Origin of the sequence: Ensifer sp. ENS11 (assembly GCF_014851895.1) — a bacterium.
Classification (GTDB): domain Bacteria; phylum Pseudomonadota; class Alphaproteobacteria; order Rhizobiales; family Rhizobiaceae; genus Ensifer; species Ensifer canadensis.
Window position 1 is genome coordinate 485,405 of the sequence record NZ_JACVAN010000001.1, and the last position, 23,605, is coordinate 509,009.

21 protein-coding genes are annotated in these 23,605 nt (G+C 63.1%); 10 read left to right on the forward strand and 11 right to left on the reverse strand.

All coding sequences use genetic code 11. From position 1 onward, the window contains the following. Positions 1 to 279: 279 nt before the first annotated feature. Positions 280 to 1,638, forward strand: coding sequence for an MATE family efflux transporter (locus IB264_RS02400; RefSeq protein ID WP_025425837.1), 1,359 nt, complete (start codon positions 280 to 282; stop codon positions 1,636 to 1,638). On the opposite strand, the gene IB264_RS02405 is transcribed toward IB264_RS02400, so the two are convergent. Beyond that, complete coding sequence (locus IB264_RS02405; RefSeq protein ID WP_025425838.1) at positions 1,614 to 2,702, reverse strand: quinone-dependent dihydroorotate dehydrogenase; 1,089 nt, start codon at positions 2,700 to 2,702, stop codon at positions 1,614 to 1,616. The two genes, IB264_RS02400 and IB264_RS02405, sit on opposite strands and share 25 nt — an antisense overlap. After that, positions 2,699 to 3,046 (reverse strand): DUF952 domain-containing protein, encoded by a 348-nt coding sequence (locus IB264_RS02410; RefSeq protein ID WP_025425839.1) that lies wholly within the window; start codon positions 3,044 to 3,046, stop codon positions 2,699 to 2,701. Before IB264_RS02410 ends, IB264_RS02405 begins: the two co-directional genes overlap by 4 nt. A 122-nt stretch (positions 3,047 to 3,168) precedes the next feature. Between IB264_RS02410 and IB264_RS02415 the strand changes: the two genes are divergently transcribed. Both IB264_RS02415 and IB264_RS02420 read left to right on the forward strand, forming a co-directional pair. Further along, positions 3,169 to 3,588, forward strand: coding sequence for a hypothetical protein (locus IB264_RS02415; protein WP_025425840.1), 420 nt, complete (start codon positions 3,169 to 3,171; stop codon positions 3,586 to 3,588). Positions 3,589 to 3,663: 75 nt separating this feature from the next. Next, positions 3,664 to 4,314, forward strand: coding sequence for a response regulator transcription factor (locus tag IB264_RS02420; protein WP_025425841.1), 651 nt, complete (start codon positions 3,664 to 3,666; stop codon positions 4,312 to 4,314). 125 nt (positions 4,315 to 4,439) lie between these two features. On the opposite strand, the gene IB264_RS02425 is transcribed toward IB264_RS02420, so the two are convergent. Further along, positions 4,440 to 7,943 (reverse strand): PAS domain-containing hybrid sensor histidine kinase/response regulator, encoded by a 3,504-nt coding sequence (locus tag IB264_RS02425; RefSeq protein WP_025425842.1) that lies wholly within the window; start codon positions 7,941 to 7,943, stop codon positions 4,440 to 4,442. Positions 7,944 to 8,214: 271 nt separating this feature from the next. Between IB264_RS02425 and mscL the strand changes: the two genes are divergently transcribed. The 3 genes from mscL to galE all read left to right on the forward strand — a co-directional run bounded on the left by mscL (position 8,215) and on the right by galE (position 11,376). Continuing rightward, the gene (gene mscL / locus IB264_RS02430; protein WP_025425843.1) at positions 8,215 to 8,643 is read left to right on the forward strand and encodes a large conductance mechanosensitive channel protein MscL; all 429 of its coding nucleotides are present in this window, start codon (positions 8,215 to 8,217) and stop codon (positions 8,641 to 8,643) included. A gap of 257 nt (positions 8,644 to 8,900) precedes the next feature. Next, positions 8,901 to 10,067 carry a pyridoxal phosphate-dependent aminotransferase gene (locus IB264_RS02435; protein WP_025425844.1) on the forward strand — a complete coding sequence of 389 codons (1,167 nt, stop codon included), beginning with the start codon at positions 8,901 to 8,903 and terminating at the stop codon, positions 10,065 to 10,067. A 286-nt stretch (positions 10,068 to 10,353) separates the two neighbouring features. Continuing rightward, positions 10,354 to 11,376 (forward strand): UDP-glucose 4-epimerase GalE, encoded by a 1,023-nt coding sequence (galE, locus tag IB264_RS02440; protein ID WP_025425845.1) that lies wholly within the window; start codon positions 10,354 to 10,356, stop codon positions 11,374 to 11,376. Between the two features lie 9 nt (positions 11,377 to 11,385). Here the strand turns inward: galE and IB264_RS02445 are convergent, their stop codons facing one another. From IB264_RS02445 to IB264_RS02480, 8 genes are all read right to left on the reverse strand, one after another. Next, positions 11,386 to 11,703 carry a chorismate mutase family protein gene (locus IB264_RS02445; RefSeq protein ID WP_025425846.1) on the reverse strand — a complete coding sequence of 106 codons (318 nt, stop codon included), beginning with the start codon at positions 11,701 to 11,703 and terminating at the stop codon, positions 11,386 to 11,388. Positions 11,704 to 12,145: 442 nt separating this feature from the next. Then, positions 12,146 to 13,150, reverse strand: coding sequence for a cytochrome d ubiquinol oxidase subunit II (gene cydB / locus IB264_RS02450; protein ID WP_025425848.1), 1,005 nt, complete (start codon positions 13,148 to 13,150; stop codon positions 12,146 to 12,148). Then, entirely contained in the window at positions 13,140 to 14,543 is a 1,404-nt protein-coding gene (locus tag IB264_RS02455) for a cytochrome ubiquinol oxidase subunit I (RefSeq protein WP_025425849.1), read from the reverse strand. Before IB264_RS02455 ends, cydB begins: the two co-directional genes overlap by 11 nt. Before the next feature lie 326 nt (positions 14,544 to 14,869). Continuing rightward, positions 14,870 to 16,039 (reverse strand): M20 aminoacylase family protein, encoded by a 1,170-nt coding sequence (locus tag IB264_RS02460; RefSeq protein ID WP_025425850.1) that lies wholly within the window; start codon positions 16,037 to 16,039, stop codon positions 14,870 to 14,872. 1 nt (position 16,040) lies between these two features. Beyond that, positions 16,041 to 16,865 carry an ABC transporter permease gene (locus IB264_RS02465; RefSeq protein ID WP_025425851.1) on the reverse strand — a complete coding sequence of 275 codons (825 nt, stop codon included), beginning with the start codon at positions 16,863 to 16,865 and terminating at the stop codon, positions 16,041 to 16,043. After that, positions 16,862 to 17,587 carry an ABC transporter permease gene (locus tag IB264_RS02470; RefSeq protein WP_025425852.1) on the reverse strand — a complete coding sequence of 242 codons (726 nt, stop codon included), beginning with the start codon at positions 17,585 to 17,587 and terminating at the stop codon, positions 16,862 to 16,864. Before IB264_RS02470 ends, IB264_RS02465 begins: the two co-directional genes overlap by 4 nt. Positions 17,588 to 17,646: 59 nt before the next feature. Then, positions 17,647 to 18,429 carry a transporter substrate-binding domain-containing protein gene (locus IB264_RS02475; RefSeq protein ID WP_025425853.1) on the reverse strand — a complete coding sequence of 261 codons (783 nt, stop codon included), beginning with the start codon at positions 18,427 to 18,429 and terminating at the stop codon, positions 17,647 to 17,649. 37 nt (positions 18,430 to 18,466) lie between these two features. Continuing rightward, on the reverse strand, positions 18,467 to 19,240 hold the full coding sequence (locus tag IB264_RS02480; protein WP_025425854.1) for an ABC transporter ATP-binding protein: 774 nt from the start codon (positions 19,238 to 19,240) through the stop codon (positions 18,467 to 18,469). 285 nt (positions 19,241 to 19,525) lie between these two features. On the opposite strand from IB264_RS02480, the gene IB264_RS02485 reads away from it, so the two are divergent. The 4 genes from IB264_RS02485 (at position 19,526) to IB264_RS02500 (ending at position 23,555) form a co-directional block, all read left to right on the forward strand. After that, on the forward strand, positions 19,526 to 20,149 hold the full coding sequence (locus IB264_RS02485; protein ID WP_025425855.1) for a TetR family transcriptional regulator C-terminal domain-containing protein: 624 nt from the start codon (positions 19,526 to 19,528) through the stop codon (positions 20,147 to 20,149). Between the two features lie 17 nt (positions 20,150 to 20,166). Then, the gene (locus tag IB264_RS02490) at positions 20,167 to 21,357 is read left to right on the forward strand and encodes a pyridoxal phosphate-dependent aminotransferase (RefSeq protein ID WP_025425856.1); all 1,191 of its coding nucleotides are present in this window, start codon (positions 20,167 to 20,169) and stop codon (positions 21,355 to 21,357) included. Further along, complete coding sequence (locus tag IB264_RS02495; protein ID WP_025425857.1) at positions 21,354 to 22,958, forward strand: 5-guanidino-2-oxopentanoate decarboxylase; 1,605 nt, start codon at positions 21,354 to 21,356, stop codon at positions 22,956 to 22,958. Before IB264_RS02490 ends, IB264_RS02495 begins: the two co-directional genes overlap by 4 nt. 255 nt (positions 22,959 to 23,213) lie before the next feature. Continuing rightward, the gene (locus IB264_RS02500) at positions 23,214 to 23,555 is read left to right on the forward strand and encodes a hypothetical protein (RefSeq protein WP_128090456.1); all 342 of its coding nucleotides are present in this window, start codon (positions 23,214 to 23,216) and stop codon (positions 23,553 to 23,555) included. Positions 23,556 to 23,605: the final 50 nt, after the last annotated feature.

Below are 23,605 nucleotides of genomic sequence, written 5' to 3' on the forward strand. Positions count from 1 at the left end.
GCGGGGAGAAGGGACGACGCTCTACCGTTTTGCCTTCCATCGGGACGTTGCGTTTTCCCGCGGGCTTGCCGGCAGCTCCAATCTTGCCTGCAAACCTACGAGGCATTCGACATCTGTCGCCCGTGTGCGTCCTCTCTCCCCGCAAGCGGAGAGAGAGTTAGGGTGAGGGGCCATCGTGGCGCTGAGGTATCGACTGCTGTCACCAACCGCAGTCTCTTGCGCCCGCCTATGATCTTTCCCTAAAACGGTCGTCACGCACTCATTCCCCTGGACCGTTCGATGACCGCCATTTCTCCCGCCGCGCAGACCGAAACCGCCGGCCCCTTTGAGGTCACCCACCGGCTGATCCTGGCGATTGCGCTGCCGATGACGCTGGGCTTTCTGACCACGCCGTTGCTCGGCCTCGTCGATACCGCGGTGGTCGGCCGCATGGGCCAGGCGACGCTGCTGGCCGGACTTGCTGTCGGGGCGATAATCTTCGACCTGATCTTCACCACCTTCAATTTCCTGCGCGCCGCCACGACGGGCCTTGTCGCGCAGGCCTATGGTCGGGGTGACCGGCGCGAACAGCAGGCCGTGTTCTGGCGCTCGCTGGTGATCGCGCTTGCGGCCGGTGTTACGGTTGTCGCCCTGTCGCCGCTTTTGCTCGCCGGTGGTCTCTGGCTGATGGACCCACCGGCAGAAGTGGAAGCTGTTACGCGCACCTATTTCCTCTGTCGCATCCTCTCGTCCCCGGCGGCACTTGCCAATTATGCTATCCTCGGCTTTGTGCTCGGGCGCGGCCAGGGCACGACCGGGCTGTTGCTGCAGGCTTTGATCAACGGGGTCAACATTGTGCTGTCGATCCTACTCGGATTGATCCTGGGCTGGGGTGTCGCCGGTGTCGCGATCGCAACCGTGACCGGCGAGGTCATCGGCGCTCTGGTCGGCTTTGCCATCGTCTATGGCCGCTTCGACAGGACGGACGCGCCGAGCTGGGCGATGATCTTCGACCGCGAACGGCTCCGGCCGCTGTTCGGGCTCAACCGCGACATCATGATCCGGTCCTTCGTTCTCGTCGCGGCCTTCGCGCTGATAACGCGGATCGGCACAGCTTTCGGCCCGGTGACGCTGGCGGCGAACGCGGTGCTGATGACCATTTTTCTCGTTGCCGGCTATTATCTCGACGGGCTTGCCAATGCGGCCGAGCAACTGATCGGCCGTTCGATCGGTGCCCATTACCGTCCGGCTTTCGATCGGGCACTGAAGCTGACGATGGCATGGTCGCTCGGTCTCGCCGCCTTGACGACGATGGCGCTCCTGCTTTTCGGCCGCGGGATGGTCGATCTCTTGACCACGGCGCAAGACGTTCGCATGGTCGCTTACGAATATCTGCCCTGGGCGGCCCTGACGGCGATGACCGGCGCGCTCGCCTTCCTGATGGATGGGGTCTTCATCGGCGCTACCTGGTCGCGCGACATGCGCAACATGATGCTGGCAGCCCTGGTCGGATACATAGCCGCCCTGGGGATCCTTGTCCCCGCCTTCGGCAATCACGGCCTATGGGCGGGGCTCAACCTGTTCCTGCTGATGCGTGGCCTGTTCCTGCTCGCCAGAATTCCGGCAAAGGCCGGTCAGACCTTTCGTTCGGTCCAGTAGTCGAGGCGGCTGTCACGAAGGTCGCGGATCGATGTCAGGCCCTGGCGATCGCAGAGCTCGGAAAGCCCGCGCACGATCCGGCCGGGCAGCGCCGGACCTTCATAGACCATGCAGGAATAGAGCTGGACCAGGTCGGCGCCGGCGCGGATCTTCTCTGCAGCCGTTTCGGCCGAACTGACGCCGCCGACACCGATGATCGGCAGGGCCGGGCCGACGCGCTTGCGCATCCGGGCAAGAACGGCCGTCGATTTCTCGAACAGCGGCTTGCCGGAAAGGCCGCCGGCTTCCTTCGCCTGGGCCTGGTCTTTGAGGCCATCGCGCGAAAGCGTCGTGTTCGAGACGATCAGCCCGTCGAGATCTTGGGCGAGCACTTCGGCCGCGATGTCATCCAGGCCTTCCTCGGTCAGATCGGGAGCGATCTTGAGGAAGACCGGCACGCGCCTGTTGCTGCGCGAGGCTTCCTCGTCGCGCGCAGCAAGCACGGCCGAAAGCAGCGTCGCCAAACTTTCGCGCGCCTGCAGGTCGCGAAGACCGGGCGTGTTCGGCGAGGAGATGTTGGCGGTGAAATATCTGGCGACGGAGTAGAAGGTGTGGATGCCGCTGACATAGTCGCCGATGCGATCGGCACTGTCCTTGTTGGCGCCGATATTGACGCCGATCAGCGCGTCGCGCGAGCAGGCCTTGAGGCGGGCCAGGGCTGCGCCGTGGCCCTCATTGTTGAAGCCGAGGCGATTGATCACCGCTTCGTCTTCCACCAGGCGGAAGATGCGCGGCTTGTCGTTGCCCGATTGCGGACGCGGCGTCACCGTTCCGATTTCGGTAAAGCCGAAGCCGATCTTCAAAAGCGCTTCCGGCACCTCGGCATTCTTGTCGTATCCAGCTGCCATGCCGAGCGGATTGGGGAAGGCAATACCGGCAACGGTCTGGGCAAGCCGCTTGTCCTGTCTGGACGGACAGCTCGGCACGAGGCCGGTCTTCAGTGCCTTGATCGACAGTCCGTGGGCTGCCTCCGGATCGAAGAGGAAAAGGCCGCGGCGGGCAAGATTGGCAAAGGGATTGGTCATGCCTCGAGTTCCGGGAAGACGTGAAGGCCATCGGCGCCGAGCGGCAGCGGCTTTTCCCACAGGACGGCCGAAAGGAACAGCGGTGCGTAGAGATGCGGGAAAAGGGCACCGCCGCGTGACGGCTCATAGACCAGCTCTTCGCCGAGCGCATCGCCATCGATCGCCACCAGCAGCAGGCCTTCCTGCCCTTCGAAGTGGCGGGCGGCGGTTTCGATCGCCTGCTCGCCGGTCGAAAAGTGGATGAAGCCGTCCGCGAGGTCGATGGGCGCGCCATCAAAACGGCCGGTGCGTTTGGCTTCCTGCCATAGTGCGGCCGGAACGATCTTGTATATGATTGAGCTCATGATGCCCGCTTGTCCGTCGTGATATCCTGTCGTGGCCTTGCCGCAAATATCGGCGATTGTCCATTGCTGAAGATCTTTCACCGGCGGATTTCCGCCCGTATGTCCGCAACGGAGAGGAAATCATGAGAAGAGCAATTGCAGTCATGCTTATAGGCGGCAGCCTCGGCCTTGCCGCAGGCGCACGCGCCCAGGAACCGGCGCCCGGTCGCTACGCCATGCAGAAGTCGGACACCGGCATTGCCCGGCTCGACACCCAGACCGGCGAGGTCTCGCTCTGCCAGGAGAAAGACGGTCAGCTCGTTTGCCGCATGGCTGCCGATGAGCGCACGGCTTTCGAATTGGAGATCGATCTCCTTACCAAGCGGGTGGAAGCGTTGGAAAAGGCCGCTAAATCCGGTGGGGCCGTCGCAAAACCGGACCTTCCGACCGACGAAGAGATTGACCGGACAATGGGCATCATGGAAAGAATGATGCGCAAGTTCATGGATATCGTGAAGGATCTTGAAGGCAGCAGCGACGGAACGTCGCCGCAGAAGACCTGACGGGTCGGACGGACTGTGCGGCTACAACCGGCGTGGGGACGCGGGCTGCAGCCGAAGCTCTTGGGAGGGAGCGACATGACGCCGGACATGACCATCATCATCGCAGACGACCACCCGCTCTTTCGCGGCGCCATGCGGCAGGCATTGAGCGGCATGGCCGGCGCGCCTGCCATCGTCGAAGCCGGCGACTTCGCTGCCGCGCGCAAGGCCGCCGCCGATTGTCCCGACGCAGACCTGATGCTGCTCGACCTCACCATGCCCGGCGTCAGCGGCCTGTCGGGCCTGATCGCCCTTCGCGCCGAATTTCCAAGCCTGCCGGTCATGGTGGTTTCCGCACATGACGACCCGGCGACGATCCACCGGGCGCTCGATCTCGGCGCCTCCGGCTTCCTGTCGAAATCGGCGGGGATCGAGGAAATCCGCGATGGCATCGAGAAAGTCATGGCCGGCGAAGTCTTCGTGCCGGCCGGCTACGAGCAGGGGCAGGAATACGAGCCGGAGGTCGCCGATCTCCTGCAGCGGCTGCAAACCTTGACGCCGCAGCAATCGCGCGTTCTGAGCATGCTCGGCGAGGGCCTGCTCAACAAACAGATCGCCTATGAGCTCGGGGTTTCCGAGGCGACCATCAAGGCGCATGTCTCGGCGATCCTGTTGAAGCTCAACGTCGACAGCCGCACGCAGGCCGTCATCCAGCTTTCGAAGATCGGTACTGTGGCGGCGGCCTAGAGCATCCCGCGCAAAAGTGGGCACCCGGTTTTGCGATCGCGACATGCGACGGAACCAGCGCTTTGAGTTCGAAAAGCGTTCCTAAAAGAACGCAGCGCGCTTTATGCGCGACACCGCATTAGCGACTATTCCGCAGCCGTCTTTGCCGCCGTCGAGAGCTGGGTCAGCCATGCCCGCATGGCGGCTGGCCGCACCGGCTTGTTCTGCAGGCCGACGCCGTCGCGCTCCGCCGCGCCGCGCACTTCCGGCGACCGGTCGGCGGTGACGAGCAAAGCCGGTATGTTGTCGCCGAACAGCGCCCGGATGCGCGCGATCGCCTCGATGCCGGTGCCGTCGTCGAGATGGTAGTCGGCGATGATGGCGTGCGGACGCTCCTGCGTGGACGTCGACATCTCGGTGCAGGCGTTAAGCGATTCCGCCGTCGTGACGACGCAGCCCCAGCCCGATAGCAGCACCCGCATGCCTTCGATGATGCGCGGCTCGTTGTCGATGCAGAGCACGCGCAGGCCGTTGAGCGCCTCGCTGGCCTTGGTCGTCGGCACGGGCGGGACGGCGACCCGTTCTCCCGCCGTTGGATCGAGCGGCACCGTGACCTTGAAACCGGTGCCCTTGCCGGGCTTGGACTGCAGGCTGACGGGATGGTTAAGCACCCGCGAAATCCGGTCGACGATCGAAAGCCCGAGGCCGAGCCCGGATGCGGTGCGGGCGCCCTCGTCGAGGCGCGCAAACTCCTTGAAGACGGTGCGGAACTTCGATGACGGGATGCCGATGCCGGAATCCAGCACTTCGATCGTCGCCATCTTGCCGCGCCGGCGCACGCCGACGAGCACCTTGCCTCGGAGCGTGTATTTGACGGCGTTCGAGACCAGGTTCTGCACGACGCGCCGGAGCAGGTTCGGATCCGTGCGCACCACCAGCGACGTCGGCATCACCACCAGCTCGAGGTCTTTCGCCCGTGCCATCGGCGCGAAATCCGTCTCGACCCGGCGCAAGAGGTCGTTGAGCGGGACCGACTGCAGGCGCGCCTTCATCGCGCCGGTGTCCAAGCGGGATATGTCAAGAACGGCACCAAGAATGGCTTCTACCGATTCCAGCGAGGAATCGATGTTTTCCACCAGCGTGCTGTTGTCCGATTCCCCGAGGCGTTCGACCAGCGAGGAGGAGTAGAGCCGGGCGGCGTTGAGCGGCTGCAGGATGTCGTGGCCGGCGGCGGCAAAGAAGCGCGTCTTGCCGATATTGGCCTCTTCGGCGGCGGCGCGAGCCTCGGCGAGTTCGTGGTTCACCCGGGTCAGTTCGCCGGTGCGCTCGGCCACCCGAAGCTCGAGCGTCTCGTTTGCCTGCTTCAGCGCCATGTCGGCGGCGACCCGCTGGGTGATGTCGGTGTAGGTCGTGACGATACCCTTGTCGGGCATTGCGTTGGTGCGCACTTCAATGATCTGCTGGCCGTTTCCAAGCTCCATCAGGAATGGCTTGTCGAGCGTCAGGAAGTTGGCGATCAGCCGCTTCTCGTCCTCCTTGCGGATATCGCCCCGCTTGGTGAGGATCGCGACGATGTCGGCAAGCGGGAAACCCACCTGGCCGGCGGCTTCCGGCAGGTCGAGCAGCTGGCGGAAACGCCGGTTCCAGATGATCAAGTTGTTGGCGTTGTCGAAGACGGCGATGCCCTGGTCCATCTGCGAAAGCGCGGTCTGCAGCATGTCCTGATTGTACTGCAGCGCTTCGCTTGCCTGGTCCAGCAGCCAGGCCGTATCCGACGAGGTGTCGTCGACCCGTTGCAACACCAGCGAAAACACGAGGCGGGCCGAGGACGAGCCGATGGCGCTGCCGAGCAGCTGCTCGGAAAAATGCACCAGCGCCATGTCGGCGGGCGCATTGTCGTCGAGCCAGCGGCCGGACTGGCGCTCATAGGTATGGAACGAACGCTGCATGCGCTCGTCGCCCATATAGCGGGCGATCGTCGCCTTGAGGTCGCGGACGGTGATCTTGGTCTTTCGGCCGCGAAACGCCCTCTCGCTGCGCGAGCGCCGGGTGATGAAGACCCCCGCCTGAAAACGTTCGAGCGGCTTGGGTGCCCGGGTCAGCGAGGCGAGCACGTACATGGTCAGATTGACGAGCAGGCTGAGCGCGGTGGCGTTGACCAGAGGATCGGCGTCAGTGCCGGAAAAGACCTCGGTGAAGGGTAGCAGGAAACTGAGGACCGTCGTTGCGACATGCGAATTATCCGGTCCGCCGAGGCTCGGCAGGAACAGGAGATAGGCCCAGACGAAGAAGCCCGAGACCATGCCGCAGATGGCGCCGCGGGCATTGGCCTGACGCCAGACCAGGCCGCCGAGCAGAGAAGGTGCCATCTGCGAAATGGCAACGAAGGAGAGAAGCCCGAGCGAGGCGAGGCCGGCGCTGATATCGGCCGAACGGTAATAGGCATAGCCGAGCAAAAGCACGACGAAGATCGCCGTGCGGCGAATATTGAGCAGTGTGCCCGCGAGATTTTCCTGCAGCCCGCCGCGCTGGCCGAGATTGCGGCGCAGGAAGACTGGCATGACGATGTCGTTGGAAATCATGATCGACAGCGCCACGGAGGCAACGATGACCATGGCCGTCGCTGCCGAAAAACCGCCGATGAAGGTAATCAGCGTCAATAGCGGCAGGCCGTTGGCGAGCGGCAGCGTCAGCAGGTAGAGGTCGGCGTCGCCGGATCCCGAGAAGGTCAGGATGCCGGCAATGGCGATCGGCAGAACGAAAAGGTTGATGGCGACGAGGTAGAGCGGAAAGAGAATGCCGGCGGTGCGCAACTCGCCTTCGGTGCGGTTCTCGACGACAGTGACATGAAACTGCCGCGGCAGCATGATGATCGCAAAGGCCGAGGTGACGATCAGCAGGATCCAGCGCGCGATCGGCGTTTCGTAGGAGAGCGCCTTTTCGACCGCCGGGCTTTGCTGGGCGAGGGTCCACAGATGCGTCGGCCCGTCGAAAATCACGAATACGATGTAGAGGCCGGCGGTGATCAGCGCCACCAGCTTGACCACCGATTCCATCGCGATCGCGAGGATCAGGCCGTCCTGGTGTTCGGTTGCATCCGTATGGCGGGTGCCGAAGACGATGGCGAAGCAGGCGAGGAACAGGGTGACGAGGAGCGGCAGGTCGATGAAGCTTTGCCCGGCGCCGATGCCATAGTCGCTGGTGTTGATCATCGCCGCGACCGAGCTCGAGATCGCCTTCAGCTGCAGCGCAATATAGGGCACGGCGCCCACCAGCGAAATCAGCGCAACGATCGCCGCCACCGCCGGGTTCTTGCCATGGCGGGCGGCGATGAAGTCGGCGACCGATGTCAGCTTCTCGGTCTTGGCAAGCCGGATGATCTTGCGGATCAGCGGCATGCCAAGCGTGAACATCAGGATCGGGCCGATATAGATGCCGGTGAACTCGAGGCCACGCTCGGCCGCAAGGCCGATGCCGCCGAAATAGGTCCAGGACGTGCAATAGATCGCAAGGCTCAGCGCATAGACCAGCGGCCTGCCGTTGACCGCAGTGCTTTTTTTCCTGGCCCGCCGGTCGCCGTAGCTTGCGACTGCGAAAAGCAGCAGCAGATAGGCGAAGGCCGAGGCGAAGATGACCGAACCCGAGAGCATGCCTCATTCCTCCGGGGGCAAGCATAGGCCAACTGCAAGAGGTTGAGAATTGCCTCGGCATCAGTCTTAAGTTCAAGGCGGCGTTGAAGAAAGCGCGCGGCCCGCCGGTGTCGTCAGCGGGCGATCGCAATCGGGCAACTCGCTTGCATACGATTTGATCAAAGGCAAAGAATGGTTTCCCCCCTGCCCGCTTTGGTTTAGTTTCCGTAAACGGTTGCAGCGCGGGACAGCGCCAGCGGTCGCTTTCAACGGGGATAATACGGAGAGACGTATGCTGAATGAGTTCAAAGAGTTTGTTGCCCGCGGGAACGTGATGGATCTCGCGGTGGGTGTGATCATCGGCGCCGCTTTCAGCAAGATCGTCACGTCGATCGTCGAAGACCTGGTGATGCCCGTTGTCGGTGCGCTCACCGGTGGCGGTTTCGACTTCTCCAACTACTTCCTGCCGCTCTCGGCCAACGTGACGGCGACGTCTCTTGCCGCTGCCCGTGAACAGGGCGCCGTCTTCGCCTATGGCAACTTCATCACTGTCCTCATCAACTTTCTGATCCTCGCTTGGATCATCTTCCTGATGATCAAAGCGGTAAACCGCGTGCGTGCATCGGTCGAAAAGCAGAAGGAATCCGAGCCGGCCGCTCCGCCGCCGGAAGATGTCCGGCTGCTTTCGGAAATCCGCGATCTCTTGAAGCAGCGCGCCTGAGTTTCCTCTTCCCGCGGGCTCCGGCGTCGTCGACCGAAGCCCGCGAAACATCACAGAAATCAATAAACCGGTCAGATAAAGTCGCGTGATCGCCGCTGCGAAAGCGGCTAGAAGCGACGGGCGATCCGGAGCGGGATCAGGAAAAGTGTGGGCGGTTTTCCGCCCGCATCCCGCTCTAACTCATGAAAATCGATCACGTTTTTGATTTGGGTCGAGCCAACCCGACCAAATCAAAAACGTGATCCAGGAGCCCGTCGATGACCATCATCACCACCCTCAGTCCCCGTGCACTCTCGGCGCCGGAAAGCGGCATCGTCGAGGTCGTGAACTATGCCCGTGGGCGCGACGGTCTGATCCCGCTCTGGGTCGGCGAAGGCGATCTTTCGACCCCGACCTTCATTTCCGAGGCCGCCAGCGAAGCGTTGCTCGCCGGAGAAACCTTCTACACCTGGCAGCGCGGCATCCCGCCACTGCGCGAAGCGCTGTCGCGCTATTACCAGCGCCGGTTCCAGAAGACCCTGTCACCGGAGCATTTCTATGTCACCGGCTCCGGCATGCAGGCAATCAAGCTTTCGATCGAGGCGATCACCTCGCCGGGCGACGAGATGGTGCTTTTGACCCCGGCTTGGCCGAATTTTGCCGCGGCTGCCGAGCTGTCGGGCGTCAAGCCCGTCTCCGTTGAGCTCCGCTTCGAAAACGGCACGTGGCAGCTCGATCACGAGCGGCTCGAAGCGGCAATCGGTCCGAAGACCAAGGCTCTCTTCATCAACACGCCGTCCAACCCGACCGGCTGGACCGCCAGCCATGACGATCTTCGCGCCATTCTGGCGCTGGCGCGCAAGCACGGCCTCTGGATCGTCGCCGACGAGATCTATGCGCTTTATCACTACGCAGGCGGCCGGGCGCCTTCTTTCCTTGATGTGATGGACGACGACGAGCGCATCATCTTCGTCAACTCCTTCTCCAAGAACTGGTCGATGACCGGTTGGCGCGTCGGCTGGATCGTCGCCCCGCCGGCAATCGGCCAGGTGCTTGAAAACCTGGTGCAATATGCAACCTCAGGCGTGGCGCAGTTCATGCAGCGCGGCGCCGTCGTGGCGTTGGAAGAGGGCGATGCTTTCGTCGACGCCAACATTGCCAAGGCCGCACAGAGCCGTGACCTCTTGTGCGACGCGCTGATCGCCACCAATCGGGTCGAAACGCTGAAGCCGGACGGTGCGATCTATACGTTCCTCAAGATCGACGGCGTCACGGATTCGCGCGCTGCGGCGATCGACATCGTCGACAAGACAGGCGTTGGCCTTGCGCCGGGAACCGCATTCGGCGATGGCGGCTCCTTGTTCATGCGCGCCTGCTTCCTGCGTGATCCGGCGCAGGTCGCGGAAGCGGCACACCGCCTGCAAAATTACATTCTCGGTCGGTAACGGTCGCCATCGCTTAGGTCGGCGTGCGCTCCTGCATAATTCCTTAAATCAGGATAGATTTAAGGCAAAAATTATGCAGCAAGTTTAGAATGTTACAGCGTCCTTAGCGCGTCAGATTTGACGCGCGGCGCTGTAAGTGCCCCGCCGACCTTTCGGCGTGACTATTTCTTAACTCTACACCAAGGAATTGTGGTCCCGCGGCCGCGCAGACGTGCGGCCCTTACCTATTCCGAAAGCATCTGTGGGTTTTGCTGTCTCCTATGTTCCAGGGAACGGGAAGCAGTAAATGGCTGTGTTGGTAACGGGCGGTGCCGGCTATATCGGCAGCCACATGACGTGGGCGTTGCTCGACGCCCACGAGGATGTGGTCGTGCTCGATCGACTGTCGACCGGTTTCCGCTGGGCCGTGCCATCAGAGGCGCGTTTCTACCGTGGCGATGTCGGCGACAAGGTATTGCTGGCACGCATCTTCGACGAGAACAGCATCGATGCGGTCGTGCATTTCGCCGGTTCGGCGATCGTTCCTGAATCGGTTGCCAACCCGCTTGCCTATTACGAAAACAACACCGGCAACACGCGTACGCTGATAGAGGCCGGCGTGAAAGCGGGGATCGGCGGTTTCGTTTTCTCGTCGACGGCGGCCGTCTATGGCAGCCAGGACGGCGCGGAACCCGTGCGCGAGACGACAGCCCTCCACCCCGAAAGCCCCTATGGGCTATCGAAGCTGATGGCCGAATTGATCCTGCGGGATGCCGCTGCAGCCCACGATTTCAGCTATGTGGCGCTGCGCTATTTCAACGTCGCCGGCGCCGATCCCCTGGGTAGGACAGGTCAGTCGACGACCGGCGCAACCCATCTGATCAAGGTCGCCTGTGAAGCCGCGCTCGGCAAGCGGCCGAAGGTCGATATCTACGGCACGGATTATTCCACGCCCGACGGCACCGGCATCCGCGATTACATCCACGTGGCCGACCTCGTCGAAGCCCACATGCGTGCGCTTGCCTATCTCAGGGCCGGTGGCGAGCCGTTGATCAGCAATTGCGGCTACGGCGAGGGTTTTTCGGTGTTGCAGGTCATCGACACCATCAGGCGCATCTCTGGCCGTGACATTGCGGTTAAGCATGGGCCGCGGCGACCGGGCGATATCGCTCGCATCGTTGCCGATCCCGCGCTCGCACGGCTGAAGCTTGGATGGGTGCCGGCCCATGCAAGTCTTGACCAGATCGTAGAGAGCGCCTTCGCCTGGGAAGAGCATCTTTCACGCAAGAACAGCTACGACCTGCCACGCCCGCAGATGCGATTGGTCTGAGGCCCTCGATCAGGGCGTTTGATCGTCGCTCGTTTCGCCCAGTATCTTTTGTTCATGCGCGATCGCGTGGTTGATCAGCCGTGCCCAGATCTCCTCGTAGAAATCCGGGTCCAGGTTCTGGCTCTCGGCATTCTTGCGGGCATTCTCGCGCACTTCCATGACCCGCGCCGGGATATCGGCCTTCAGCTTCAGCGGCCGCTTGATCTCTGCGGCGCGGTCGATATAGCCCCAGCGCTCGGCGAAAAGCGCCATCAGCGCCTGATCGAGCCGATCGATCTCGGCGCGCACATCGGCCATATCAGTGCATTCGGCTGGGGTCTTTTGCATCTGTCTCGTCCGGTTGCGGCAGGGATGCCTTGCGCCCGCAGGGGCACGCGGCGCTCTTGCGGCGCACTGCTAACAAACGGCGGGGGATCTGAGAAGAGGCAACAGGGTCGCACGGTCCCAGTGTCAGCGGAACGGTGATCACGAGGTGACACCGGGACCGTAATCACCAGGTGCCACCGGGTTGGTGGTCACCTCAGCAGGCGATCGCTTGGCGAGGGAGGAGGGTGCGGTCCTGTCTCCGTCCGCGGCGATCGCCTGCTGACGTGTTGGGAAAAGCTAACCCGCCAAGCTTGAGCGAGGCTTTATGCCCTGTCACCGAACCATCATGATCAGGTGCCGATCATCAGCTTGATTATCAGGCCGACGACGGTGACGGTCACCACGCCCGCACACCAGAGGCCGACAAACCACAGAAGCTTGCGACCGGTTCCCGTTTCGCTTTTCAATGGTAGCCCTCCTCCGGGTCGATCTTGCCGCGGAAGACCCAATAGGCGTAGCCGGTATAGGCAAGGATGATCGGCACCAGCACCAGCGCGCCGGCAAGCAGGAACGACAGGCTGGCGTCAGGTGCCGCCGCATCCCAGATCGTCAGCGATGGCGGCACGATATAGGGAAAGAAGCTGATGCCGATGCCGGCATAGCCGAGCACGAACAGCCCCAGCGCGGCAAGGAACGGCCGGGTGTCATGACGGGTCCTGATGCCGGTTATCAGAAGATAGAGGCAACCGAGCACCAGCAGTGGCACGATGATGCTGAAGATTGCCGTCGGCCAGCCGAACCAGCGCTGCAGATAGAGCGGTTCGAGGAAGGGCGTCCACAGGCTGACGATGCCCATGGCGGCGATTGTGCCGAACGAGCATTTGAGGGCAAGGCTGCGAGCCCGCTCCGCCAGATCCCCATGGGTCTTCATGACAAGCCAGGTGGCGCCGAGCAGTGCATAGCCGACGACGACGGCGATGCCGGTCATGATCGAGAATGGCGTCAACCAGTCCCACCAGCCGCCGGTATAGGCCCGGTTCTCAACCGGAATGCCCTGAACCAGCGCCCCCAGCGTGATGCCTTGGGCAAATGCGGCGAGCATCGAGCCGCCGGCAAAGGCCCAGTTCCAGAGATACTCGGCCCGCTTGGTGCGCCAGCGATATTCGAAGGCAACGCCACGGAAGATAAGGCCGATGACCATGGCGATGATGGGCGCGTAAAGTGCCGGCAGGATGGTGGCGTAGGCGAGCGGGAACACCGCCATCAGGCCGCCACCGCCCAGCACGAGCCAGGTCTCGTTGCCGTCCCAGACGGGTGCGACCGAGTTCATCATCACGTCGCGATCATGCTTTTGCGGAAAGAACGGGAAAAGGATGCCGACACCGAGGTCGAACCCGTCGAGGATGACATAGGCGAGCACCGCAAAGGCGATGATGCCGGCCCAAATCAGCGGCAGATCAATGTCCATGATGACCTCCATGGGGGTTGGCGAGGGCGGCACCGGCCGTGCGGATCGGCCCCTCGTCGAGATCCGGCGTCGGATCACGCGGCAGCCGCGCCATCAGCCGCAGGATGTAGAAAGTGCCTGCGCCGAAAACGAAGAAGTAGACGATGATGAAGGCCAGCAGCGAAGCGCCGACGGCAGGGGCCGCAATCGGTGCGACCGAGTCTGCCGTCAGCAGATGGCCGTAGACCGTATAGGGCTGGCGGCCGACCTCCGTGGTGATCCAACCGGCAAGCACGGCGACGAAGCCGGCCGGGCCCATGAGGACTGCTGCACGGTGTAGCCAGGCATTGCTGTCAAGCGTGCCGCGATACCGACACCACAGGCTCCACAGCCCGATACCGAGCATGGCGAAGCCGAGGCCGACCATGACGCGGAACGACCAGAAGATGATACCAACAGGCGGATGCAGTTCGTCGGGAATGGTGTCGAGGCCGGCAAGCGGCGCATTGAGATCGTGCTTGAGGATGAGGCTCGACAGCTTCGGCACGTCGATGGCGTAGTCGACGCGCTTTTCGGCGGAATTGGGAATGCCGAAGAGGATGAGCGGCGCGCCGTCCGGGTGGCTCTGGTAGTGGCCTTCCATCGCCATCACCTTGGCCGGTTGATGTTCCAGCGTGTTGAGGCCGTGCATGTCGCCGGCAAAGATCTGGATCGGCGCAACGATCGCCGCCATCCACATCGCCATCGAGAACATCTTTCGCGCCCGGCGCGGCGCCGTCTTGCGGATGAGGTGCCAGGCGCCGCAGGCGCCGACGACGAAGGCGGTCGTCAGATAGGCGGCAAGCACCATGTGCACCAGGCGATAGGGAAAGGACGGGTTGAAGACGATAGCCCACCAATCGACCGGCACAAACTGGCCGACCGCATTGATCTCGAAGCCCCTCGGCGTCTGCATCCACGAATTTGCCGAAAGGATCCAGGTGGCCGAGATCAGCGTGCCGATCGCGACCATGGCAGTCGCCAGAAAATGCAGTTTCGGGCCGACGCGGTTGAGGCCGAAGAGCATGACGCCCAGGAACCCCGCCTCGAGGAAGAAGGCGGTCAACACCTCGTAGCCCATCAGCGGCCCGATGATCGGCCCTGCCTTGTCGGAAAAGACGCTCCAGTTGGTGCCGAACTGGTAGGACATGACGATGCCGGAGACGACGCCCATGCCGAAGGCGACGGCAAAGATCGTCTTCCAGAAATTGAAGAGCTCGAGATAGACCTCGTCCTTCTTCCACAGCCACAACGCTTCGAGCACCGCAAGGTAGCTCGCAAGCCCGATCGAAAAGGCGGGGAAGATGATGTGGAACGAGACGGTGAAGGCGAACTGGATGCGGGCAAGTATCGTCGCATCGAAATTTTCAAACACGGCACAATCCTTTCAGACGTGCAGCGCCGCGTGTCCATTTGGACGCGCAAGGCTCACTGCAGCTCTCTGGTCTGCTGCGCACTTTCGGCCTCGGATCGTTTCCGACCTAAGGCGTTACGCGGTGCCTTTCGGGCCGGGCCAATCCTGTGGTTGCACCCGAATTTCAGCATGTGATTGAATCTGAGCCAAAATTGCCAAAGGTCAATGATGGGCCGGCCGCCACGTTGTCACACTGCGGCAATGTCGCGCTTGCGGCAAAAGGGAGCGGGCGCGCCGGTCATCGATGGCACGAGCACATGGGGGCGCTTGGTGTTGTGTCGCCGTTTTCAGCGCGTCGGCAGATAGGCTTCCGCAAGCTCCGTCCAGAAGGCGGCGCCTACGGGCAGAAGATCGTCGTTGAAGTTGTAGGCGGGATGATGGAGCGGCTTCTCCTCGCCGCTCACTTTCGAGCCGAGGAAGAAGTAAGTCCCCGGCCGCTCCTGCAGCATGTAGGCGAAGTCCTCGCTGCCCATGAACGGGCGGGCGAGATCGATCACCTTGTCGGCACCGGCAAAGCGGACGGCAAGATCGCGGACAAAATCCGTCTCTGCCTTGTGGTTGATGGTCGCGTCGTAGCTGCGCAGATAGTCGACCGTTGCGCGCATGCCGAAGCTTGCGGCTTGCGCCTCTGCGATCATGCGGATACGGCGCTCCAGCTCGTCGCGCACGGCGGGGTCGAAGGACCGGATGCCGACGACGATCTCGGCGCGCTCCGGGATGATGTTGCTGGCGGAGCCGGCATGGAAGGCGCCGACGGTGACGACGGACGGATCCATCGGGTGAATGTTGCGCGAGACGATCGACTGCAGCGCCATGATGATCGAAGCGCCGCAGACGATCGGGTCGGCGGTGTCCTGCGGTTCGGCACCATGGCCGCCGCGTCCGTGCACGGTGATCCGCGCTTCGTCGACCGCCGCCATGATCGGCCCTTCGCGCAAAGCGAACTGCCCGAAGGGCAGGCCCGGTTCGTTGTGAAGCGCAAAGACCGCGTCGCAGGGGAATTTTTCAAACAGCCCTTCGTCCATCATGATCTTGGCGCCGCCGAAATTCTCCTCGGCCGGCTGGAAGATCAGGTGAATGGTGCCATCGAAATTGCGGCGTTCGGCAAGGGCGCGTGCCGCGCCGAGCAGCATCGTCGTGTGGCCGTCGTGGCCGCAGGCATGCATCAGCCCCGGTGTCTTGCTGGCGTAGCCGAGGCCGGTTTCCTCAAGGATCGGAAGCGCATCGATATCGGCGCGAATGCCGATCGAACGTAACCCGCTGCCATTGCGCAACGTCCCGACGACGCCGGTCTTGGCAAGCCCCGTCGTCACCTCGTAGCCGAGTTCGGCGAGGTGCCGGGCGATGAAGGCGGAGGTGCGCGTCTCCTCCAGGCCGAGTTCGGGGTGGGCATGCAGATCGTGCCGGATGGCGACGAGGTCCGGCATGGCGTTGTCGATGGAGGAGGAAAGCTTCATGTCATGCACCACGGGTTGGTATGCGATTCTCGAACGTGCGGAAGGCCACCACCAGAATGCCGGTGAGGCACATGTAGATGAGCGCGAGCAGCAGCAGCGGCTCGTAGGTCAGGAACGTTTCCTGGCGGACCTTCGAAATCACCGCGTAGACGTCAACGACGGTGATCGTCGCCACCAGCGGCGTTGATTTCAGCTGCAGCACTGCCTCGCCATTGAGCGTCGGCAGGGCACGGTGGATGGCGCGCGGCAGCCAGATGCGGCGGAACATCGTCCAACGGCTCATGCCATAGGCCTTGGCAGCTTCCAGTTCGCCGGCGGGAACGCCTGCAAAAGCGCCGCGCATCACTTCGCCCTCGTAGGCTGCGAAGGATATCGTCAGCGCCGCGACGCCATAGGGCCATGCTTCGCGCAGATACGGCCAGAGAAAGGATTGGCGGATGGCAGGAAACTGCGGGAACAGCGAGCCGAGCCCGTAATAGAGAAGCCAAAGCTGGAGGAGCAGCGGCGTGCCGCGAATGACGGTGCAGAACACCTTTGCCGGCAACTTGAAGAACCACGGGCCGGTCACCTGCGCCAGGCCGATCGGTACGGCGAGCAGGAAGCCGAGGATCGATGTGCTGAACAGCATCACCAGGCTGATGAGAATGCCCCAGCCGAGACGCGGCAGGTAGCGCGGCAACCAGTCCCAGCGCATGAAGACGGCGACGGTGACGACGAACGCGGCAAAGACCAGCATCATCACGATGCGATGCGGCTGGAAGAAACTGCGCGCGTTCGGCAGGTCCTCGGGCGTGAAGGCGATGGCGTGGGTGGTTTGATCCGTCATCGCTGCTCCGCGAAACCGCGCCTCGCATGTCGTTCCAGCATGCCGATGAAGATGTTGGAGATGAGCGTCAGCGCCAGATAGAGCGCGCCGGCCGCAAGGAAGAACAACAGATAGGCCTTGGTCGTGCCCGCCGCCTGGCGCGTGACGAGCGTCAGTTCGCTGAAGCCGACGACGGCCAGAAGCGCCGTGTCCTTGGTGGCGATCAGCCACAGATTGGAAAGGCCCGGGATGGCGTAGGGCAGCATGGCCGGCAAGGTGACACGCCGCAGCACCTTCAGGGGCGACATGCCATAGGCGCGGGCGGCTTCGATCTGCCCGGCCGGAACCGCCTTGATCGCGCCGCGAAGCACCTCGGTCGAATAGGCGCCCTGAACCACGCCGATGACGAAGATGCCGGCCATCAGGCCGCTGATGTCGACCGGGCCGATGCCGAACAGCGCCAGCAACTGGTTCAACAGATCGGTGCCGGCGTAGTAGAGCAGAAGGATGAGCACCAGCTCGGGCACGGCCCTGACGACCGTGGTGTAGCATTCGAGCAGGTCACGCAGGATCGGACCGCCATAGAGTTTGCCGAAGGCGCCGCCGACGCCGAGCGCCATGCCGAGCGCAAAACCGCCGACGGCGATCTGGATCGAGTTGAAGAAACCCTGCAGCAGCACGCCGCCCCAACCGGGTGCGGACAGTGCGAGCAGGCTCCAGTTGACGATAGAATCCGATGCCATGCGTCTTCGACCTCCGAAGGCACCGGCCGGCAGCCCGAGGGCTGCCGGCCGGTTGCGCCTTATTTGCCGTAGATGTCGAAGTCGAAGTACGTCTTCGAGAACGTGTCGTAGGTGCCGTTGTCGCGGATCGCCTTGATCGCGGTGTTGAGCTTGTCCTTGAGTTCGGTCTCGCCCTTGCGCAGGCCGACGCCGACGCCCGGGCCGATCACGGCCACGTCCTCGGCCACATCACCCTTGTAGTCGCAGCACTCCTTGCCCTGGTCCGTCGCAAGGAAGGCCTTGAGCGCGATCGCGTCCGCCTGGACCGCGTCCACGCGTCCGGCGGCCAGATCGTTGTTGGCCTCGTCCTGCGTCTGGTATTCCTTGACCTCGATGCCGGCCGAGGCGAAATGCTTGGCGGCATAGGCCTGGTGCACGGTCGAGACCTGGACACCGATCGTCTTGCCAGCAAGGCCTTCAGGCGTCGGCTTGAAGTCGACGCCCTTGGTGCCGATGACGCCGGTCGGTGTGTTGTAGTACTTGTCGGAGAAGTCGATCGTCTTCAGCCGCTCGTCGGTGATCGACATCGAACTCATGATCATGTCGATCTTCTTCGAGGTCAGCGCCGGGATGATGCCGTCCCAGGCGACGGGGGTCAGCACGCATTCGAGCTTCGCCTCGGCACAGACGGCCTTCATGAACTCGACTTCCCAGCCTTCCCAGTTGCCGTTCGCATCCGGCGCAGTGAAGGGCGGGTAAGGCTCGGCGGCGACGCCGACCTTCAATGCTTCCGCCGAAGCGGCGATGCCGCCACTGACGGCGATGGCGGCCGCAACCGCCAGGACTTTCAATGTCTTCTTCATGCTGTTCCCCTTTTTTGGTTGTTGAGCATTGTTGAATTCAGTGAATGGAGCTGATGAACTTCTTGAGCCTTTCGGATCTGGGCGCGCCGAAGATGGCCTCAGGCGAGCCCTGTTCCTCGATGACGCCGTTGTGCAGAAAGATGATGTGATTGGCGACGTCGCGCGCGAACTTCATCTCGTGGGTGACGAGGATCATCGTGCGCTTCTCGCGAGCGAGATCGCCGATCACCGAGAGCACTTCGCCGACCAGTTCAGGATCGAGCGCCGAGGTCGGTTCGTCGAAGAGCATGACCAGCGGCTGGATGGCGAGCGCGCGGGCGATGGCGGCACGCTGCTGCTGACCGCCCGACAGGAAAGCCGGATAGGCATCGCGTTTTTCATAGAGCCCGACGCGCTTGAGCAGCGATTCGGCGGTGGCGATCACCTCGGCCTTCGGTTTGCCGAGCACATGGATCGGCGCCTCGATGACGTTTTCGAGGATTGTCATGTGTTGCCAGAGATTGAAGCTCTGGAAGACCATGCCGAGCTGGCTGCGGATGCGCTGGACCTGTTTTCGGTCTTCCGGGACAAGTCCGCCGCGGCCGTCCGGTTTCATCCGGATCTTTTCGCCGTGTACGCTGACAGTGCCGGCGGACGGCAGTTCCAGCATGTTGATACAGCGCAGGAAGGTGGACTTGCCGGAGCCGCTGCCGCCGATGATGGCGATGACGTCGCCCTGTTTCGCTGTGAGCGAAACTCCCTTCAGCACTTCCAATGGCCCGAAACGCTTGTGCAGGTCAGTGACCGCGATTGCCTGGGCCGCATCCGTCATCGACGCGCCGATCCAATGGCTCTGCGAGCTTTCCGTGAAGGCATGAAACAGTTCCCCTGTCGTCTTTCCGTGCAGCATCTTTGGCTTGTCACGGTCTTTGTTGGCAGGCATGGTTGCACTTGTGCCGCTATTGTTCAAGCGTATAATAACACGTATCGTCGTTTTTTTATCGCCCGCCGCGTGCCCGATTTTCCCTGAAGGAGCTCCCATGCATCCGTTCCGCTCGAAGGATTTGACGAACCCGTTCGCCGACCCCCGTGCGCGGATGATGGCACGGATGACGGCATGAATCGTCGCGCGTTTCACCGGGCCCCTGAAGGAGAACGCCGCCAGGAGCTGATCGAAGCGACGCTCGATTGCATCGCCGAATTCGGCCTGAAGGGTGCGACAGTGCGCCAGATCGCTATCCGCGCCGGGGTGACGGCTGGGCTGGTCCGGCACTATTTCGAATCGAAGGACCAGATGGTCGCCGAGGCCTACCGTGCGGTGATCGCGTCGCTGACCGACAAGGCCGCCCATGTCGAAGGCGACCCGGAAACGCGGCTGAGGGACTTCATCGCCATCAACCTGACCGAGCCGGTCGCCGACAGCCGCAGCATCTCGCTCTGGGCGGCTTTCATCAGCCAGGTCCGCGTCGACCCGATCCTCGCCGAAATCCACCGGGACGGCTACCTGACCTTTCGCAACACGCTGCAGGACCTGCTTGCCGATTTCTTGGCGGTGAAGAACAAACCGGCCGACGCGGAAACCTGCCGCGCCTACGCGATCGCGATCAACGGCCTCGTCGACGGCCTGTGGATCGAAGGGTGCCTGGCGGGAGATCTGTTTCGGGAAGGCGAACTGGTCGCCATCGCCATGGCCTCGGTCGAGGCGCTGCTCGGCACCTCGATTGGCAGTGACAAACAATGAAAACGGGAGAAAACACCATGCGCTATGCATCGATCACCGAACGCCTCGCCGACCTCGGTTCGGGAAAATGGTCGCTGCACATCCGTGCGCGGCAACTGAAGGCGAGTGGTGCCGATATCATCGAGCTGACGATCGGCGAGCCGGACGTGCCGCCGGACCGCGCTCTGCTCGATGAATGCCAGCGTGCCATGAATGCCGGTCGCTATCGTTATTCCAACGGCCGCGGCGAGCATGCGGTCGTGGCGGCGCTCGTCGAGAAGTACCGCCGTCGCCGCGCCGATGTCACCACCGAAAACGTCATGTGCTTCCCGGGCACGCAGACGGCGCTCTTCGGCGTCATGCTGGGCCTGGTCGAGGCCGGCGATGCCGTTCTCGTCGGCGATCCGCTCTACGCCACCTATGAGGGCGTCATCCAGTCGACGGGCGCCCATCACGTGCTGGTGCCGCTGAAGCCGGAGTTTGGTTTTCACATGCAGGCCGCCGATATCGAGAAGGCGATCACGCCGGAATGCCGGGTGCTGCTGCTCAACACGCCGCACAATCCGACCGGGGCCGTACTGACCGCGGCTGAAATCGCCGAGATCGGCGAGGTCGCGCGCCGCCACGATCTCTGGATCGTCTGCGACGAGGTCTACGAGGAATTGGTGTTCGACGCCGTGTTTGCCTCTCCGTTCGACAATCCGGATCTGGCCGAGCGCACTATCGTCGTGTCGTCGATCTCCAAGTCGCATGCAGCGCCAGGCTTCCGCAGCGGCTGGGCCGTCGGGCCGGAGGAGTTTACCAATAGGCTTCTGCCGGTGTCGGAAACCATGCTGTTCGGCGTGCAGCCGTTCATTGCCGATATGACGGCTTACGCGCTGACGCATGACATCGATACGGCGCGGCGGATGCGCGAGACCTACAAGTCTCGCTCGCGCCGCATCGTCGAGGGCCTCGCCAATGCGCCAGGCATCCTGGTCTTGCCACCGGAGGCTGGCATGTTCACGCTGATCGACGTGTCGGCCACCGGCATGACCGGCGAAGCCTTCGCCTGGGCGCTTTTGGAGGAAGAGGGGGTCGCGGTGATGCCGGGATCCTCCTTCGGTGACGAGGCGCAGAACTTTCTGCGCGTCAGCCTGACCGTGCCCGACAAGGACATCGACGAGGCTTGCCGTCGCATCACCGTGCTTGCCGAGCGCGCCACACTGCGTCAGGAGCGCCGCGCATGACCACGAAAACAGTAGGCGAAGCCCTGGTCGATCTGCTCGAGGCCAATGGCGTCGAGGTGGTGTTCGGTATTCCGGGCGTTCATACGGTCGAGCTCTATCGCGGCCTGGCGGCATCGAAGATCCGCCACGTCACCCCCCGTCACGAGCAGGGCGCCGGCTTCATGGCCGATGGCTATGCCCGCGTCAGCGGCAAGCCGGGCGTCGCCCTTGTCATCACCGGACCGGGCTTGACCAACACCATCACCGCCATGGCGCAGGCCCGGCAGGATTCGATCCCGATGCTGGTAATTTCAGGCGTCAATCGTCGCGATTCGCTTGGGCACGGTCGCGGGCTGCTGCATGAGCTTCCCGACCAGCACGGCATGATCAAGACGCTGGCGCTCTATTCGCACACCTTGCTCAATCCCGACGACCTGCCTTTTGTCGTCGACCGGGCTTTCTCTGTGCTGCTGTCCGGCCGGCCAGGGCCGGTGCATATCGAGATCCCGACCGACGTCATGACGGCACGGATCGAGCCGAAGACGATCCGCTCGGCCGCCGCGACCCGTCCGCGCTCCGACAGCGAGACGCTACAACGCGCCGCGATCCTCTGCGCCGACGCGACCCGCCCGGTGATCATCTGCGGCGGCGGCGCTCTGACTGCCGAGGCGGAGGTCAGGGCACTTGCCGAGCAGATCGGCGCGCCCGTCGTCACGACGGTGAATGCGCGCGGCATGCTGGCCGGCAGCCCGCTGCGCGTTCCGGCAAGCCCCAGCCTCAAGGCGGTGCGATCGCTGCTCAAGGAGGCTGATCTCGTGCTGGCGCTTGGCACTGAGATGGGCCAGACCGACTACGACATGTATGCCGATGGCGGGTTCCCGGTGCTGCGCAACCTGATCCGTACCGACATCGATGCAGCACAGCTGGCCCGCGGTCCGCATGCCGCACTTTCGATCCTCTCCGGCGCCAAGACGGCGACGGCGAGCATTCTGGCTTTCCTGCCGGGACATGCGCCGAAGGATGGAGCGGCCCGCGCCGAGGTAGCGCGTAAGGCGGCGCTGAAGGAGCTGACGGCGAAGATGCGGGCCGAGATTGCCGTGATCGATGCGGTCTACAAGGCGCTGCCGGACTGCACCATCGTCGGTGACTCCACTCAGGCCGTCTACGCCGGCAACCTTTATTGCGACGCGCCGCGCCAGCGCAGCTGGTTCAACTCGGCGACGGGGTACGGGGCATTGGGCTACGCGCCGCCGGCAGCCGTCGGTGCTGCCGTGGCCGACCCGTCGCGGCCGGTCGTCTGCCTTGTCGGCGATGGTGGTTTCCAGTTTTCGCTTGCCGAGATTGGTTCTGCCGTCGATGTCCAAGCGCGGGTGATCTTCCTCGTCTGGAACAACGACGGCTATCAGGAGATCGAGTCCTACATGATCGATTCCGGTGTGACGCCGGAGGGTGTGAGGCCGTCTGCGCCGGACTTTATCCTCGCCGCCAAGGCCTATGGCATCGAGGCGGAAAGGCTGACGTCGGTCACTGACCTTTCGCGGGCACTTGCGGATGCCGGCGCGCGCAGCGGGCCGTCGCTGATCGAGATTCATCAGGTGAAAACCAGCGGCGCAACCGCGTAACCTGCAAATCATGTCACCGTTTGAGCGGCGCGAAATTTGACATTTCGCGCCCGCAATGGTGTTAAGAGCGCCTCGTGCTCGATTCCGGCCATGTTCTTCGGCTAGATTTGTTGCATTCCGGCTGAATTGAACTTTCAGGCGCCAAGCGCCGAGGAAGGGGCGGCGTCCCGAATGGACCCAGTGTGTGGTGGCAACAGAGGCAAGTTTGCCGGCCGGCTAATCGCCGTGCTGTGGCTCTTCTGTGCCTCGCTCGCCATGCAGCTGATCGTCGTCGGGCAGGGCTTCTCCTCGCGTCTTTCAGCCGAACAGCAGGCGGGCAATTTCTCCGCGCCTGACACCGTTCCTTCGGATCACCCCGCCGCGCGCCAGATTTCGCGCGCCACCCCGGTTTCGGATCTGCGCTTTACCGCCGAACGCAAGGATGGCAAATCCGCGACCGGCGACGGCGCGGTGCCGATGCTGCTTGCGTCGGTCCAGTTTCTTGCTTTCGAGCCGTCCGGCGAAGACCTCGCTTTCGGCCGTACCCCCTTCGCCGATGGTTTGTCGAACCGCGGCCCGCAAATCCGTGCGCCTCCGCGCGCCTCTGGTGATTGCTGATATTCGGGCACGATGATCGCTGCGATCGTGTTCATGCCCTTGATGAAACA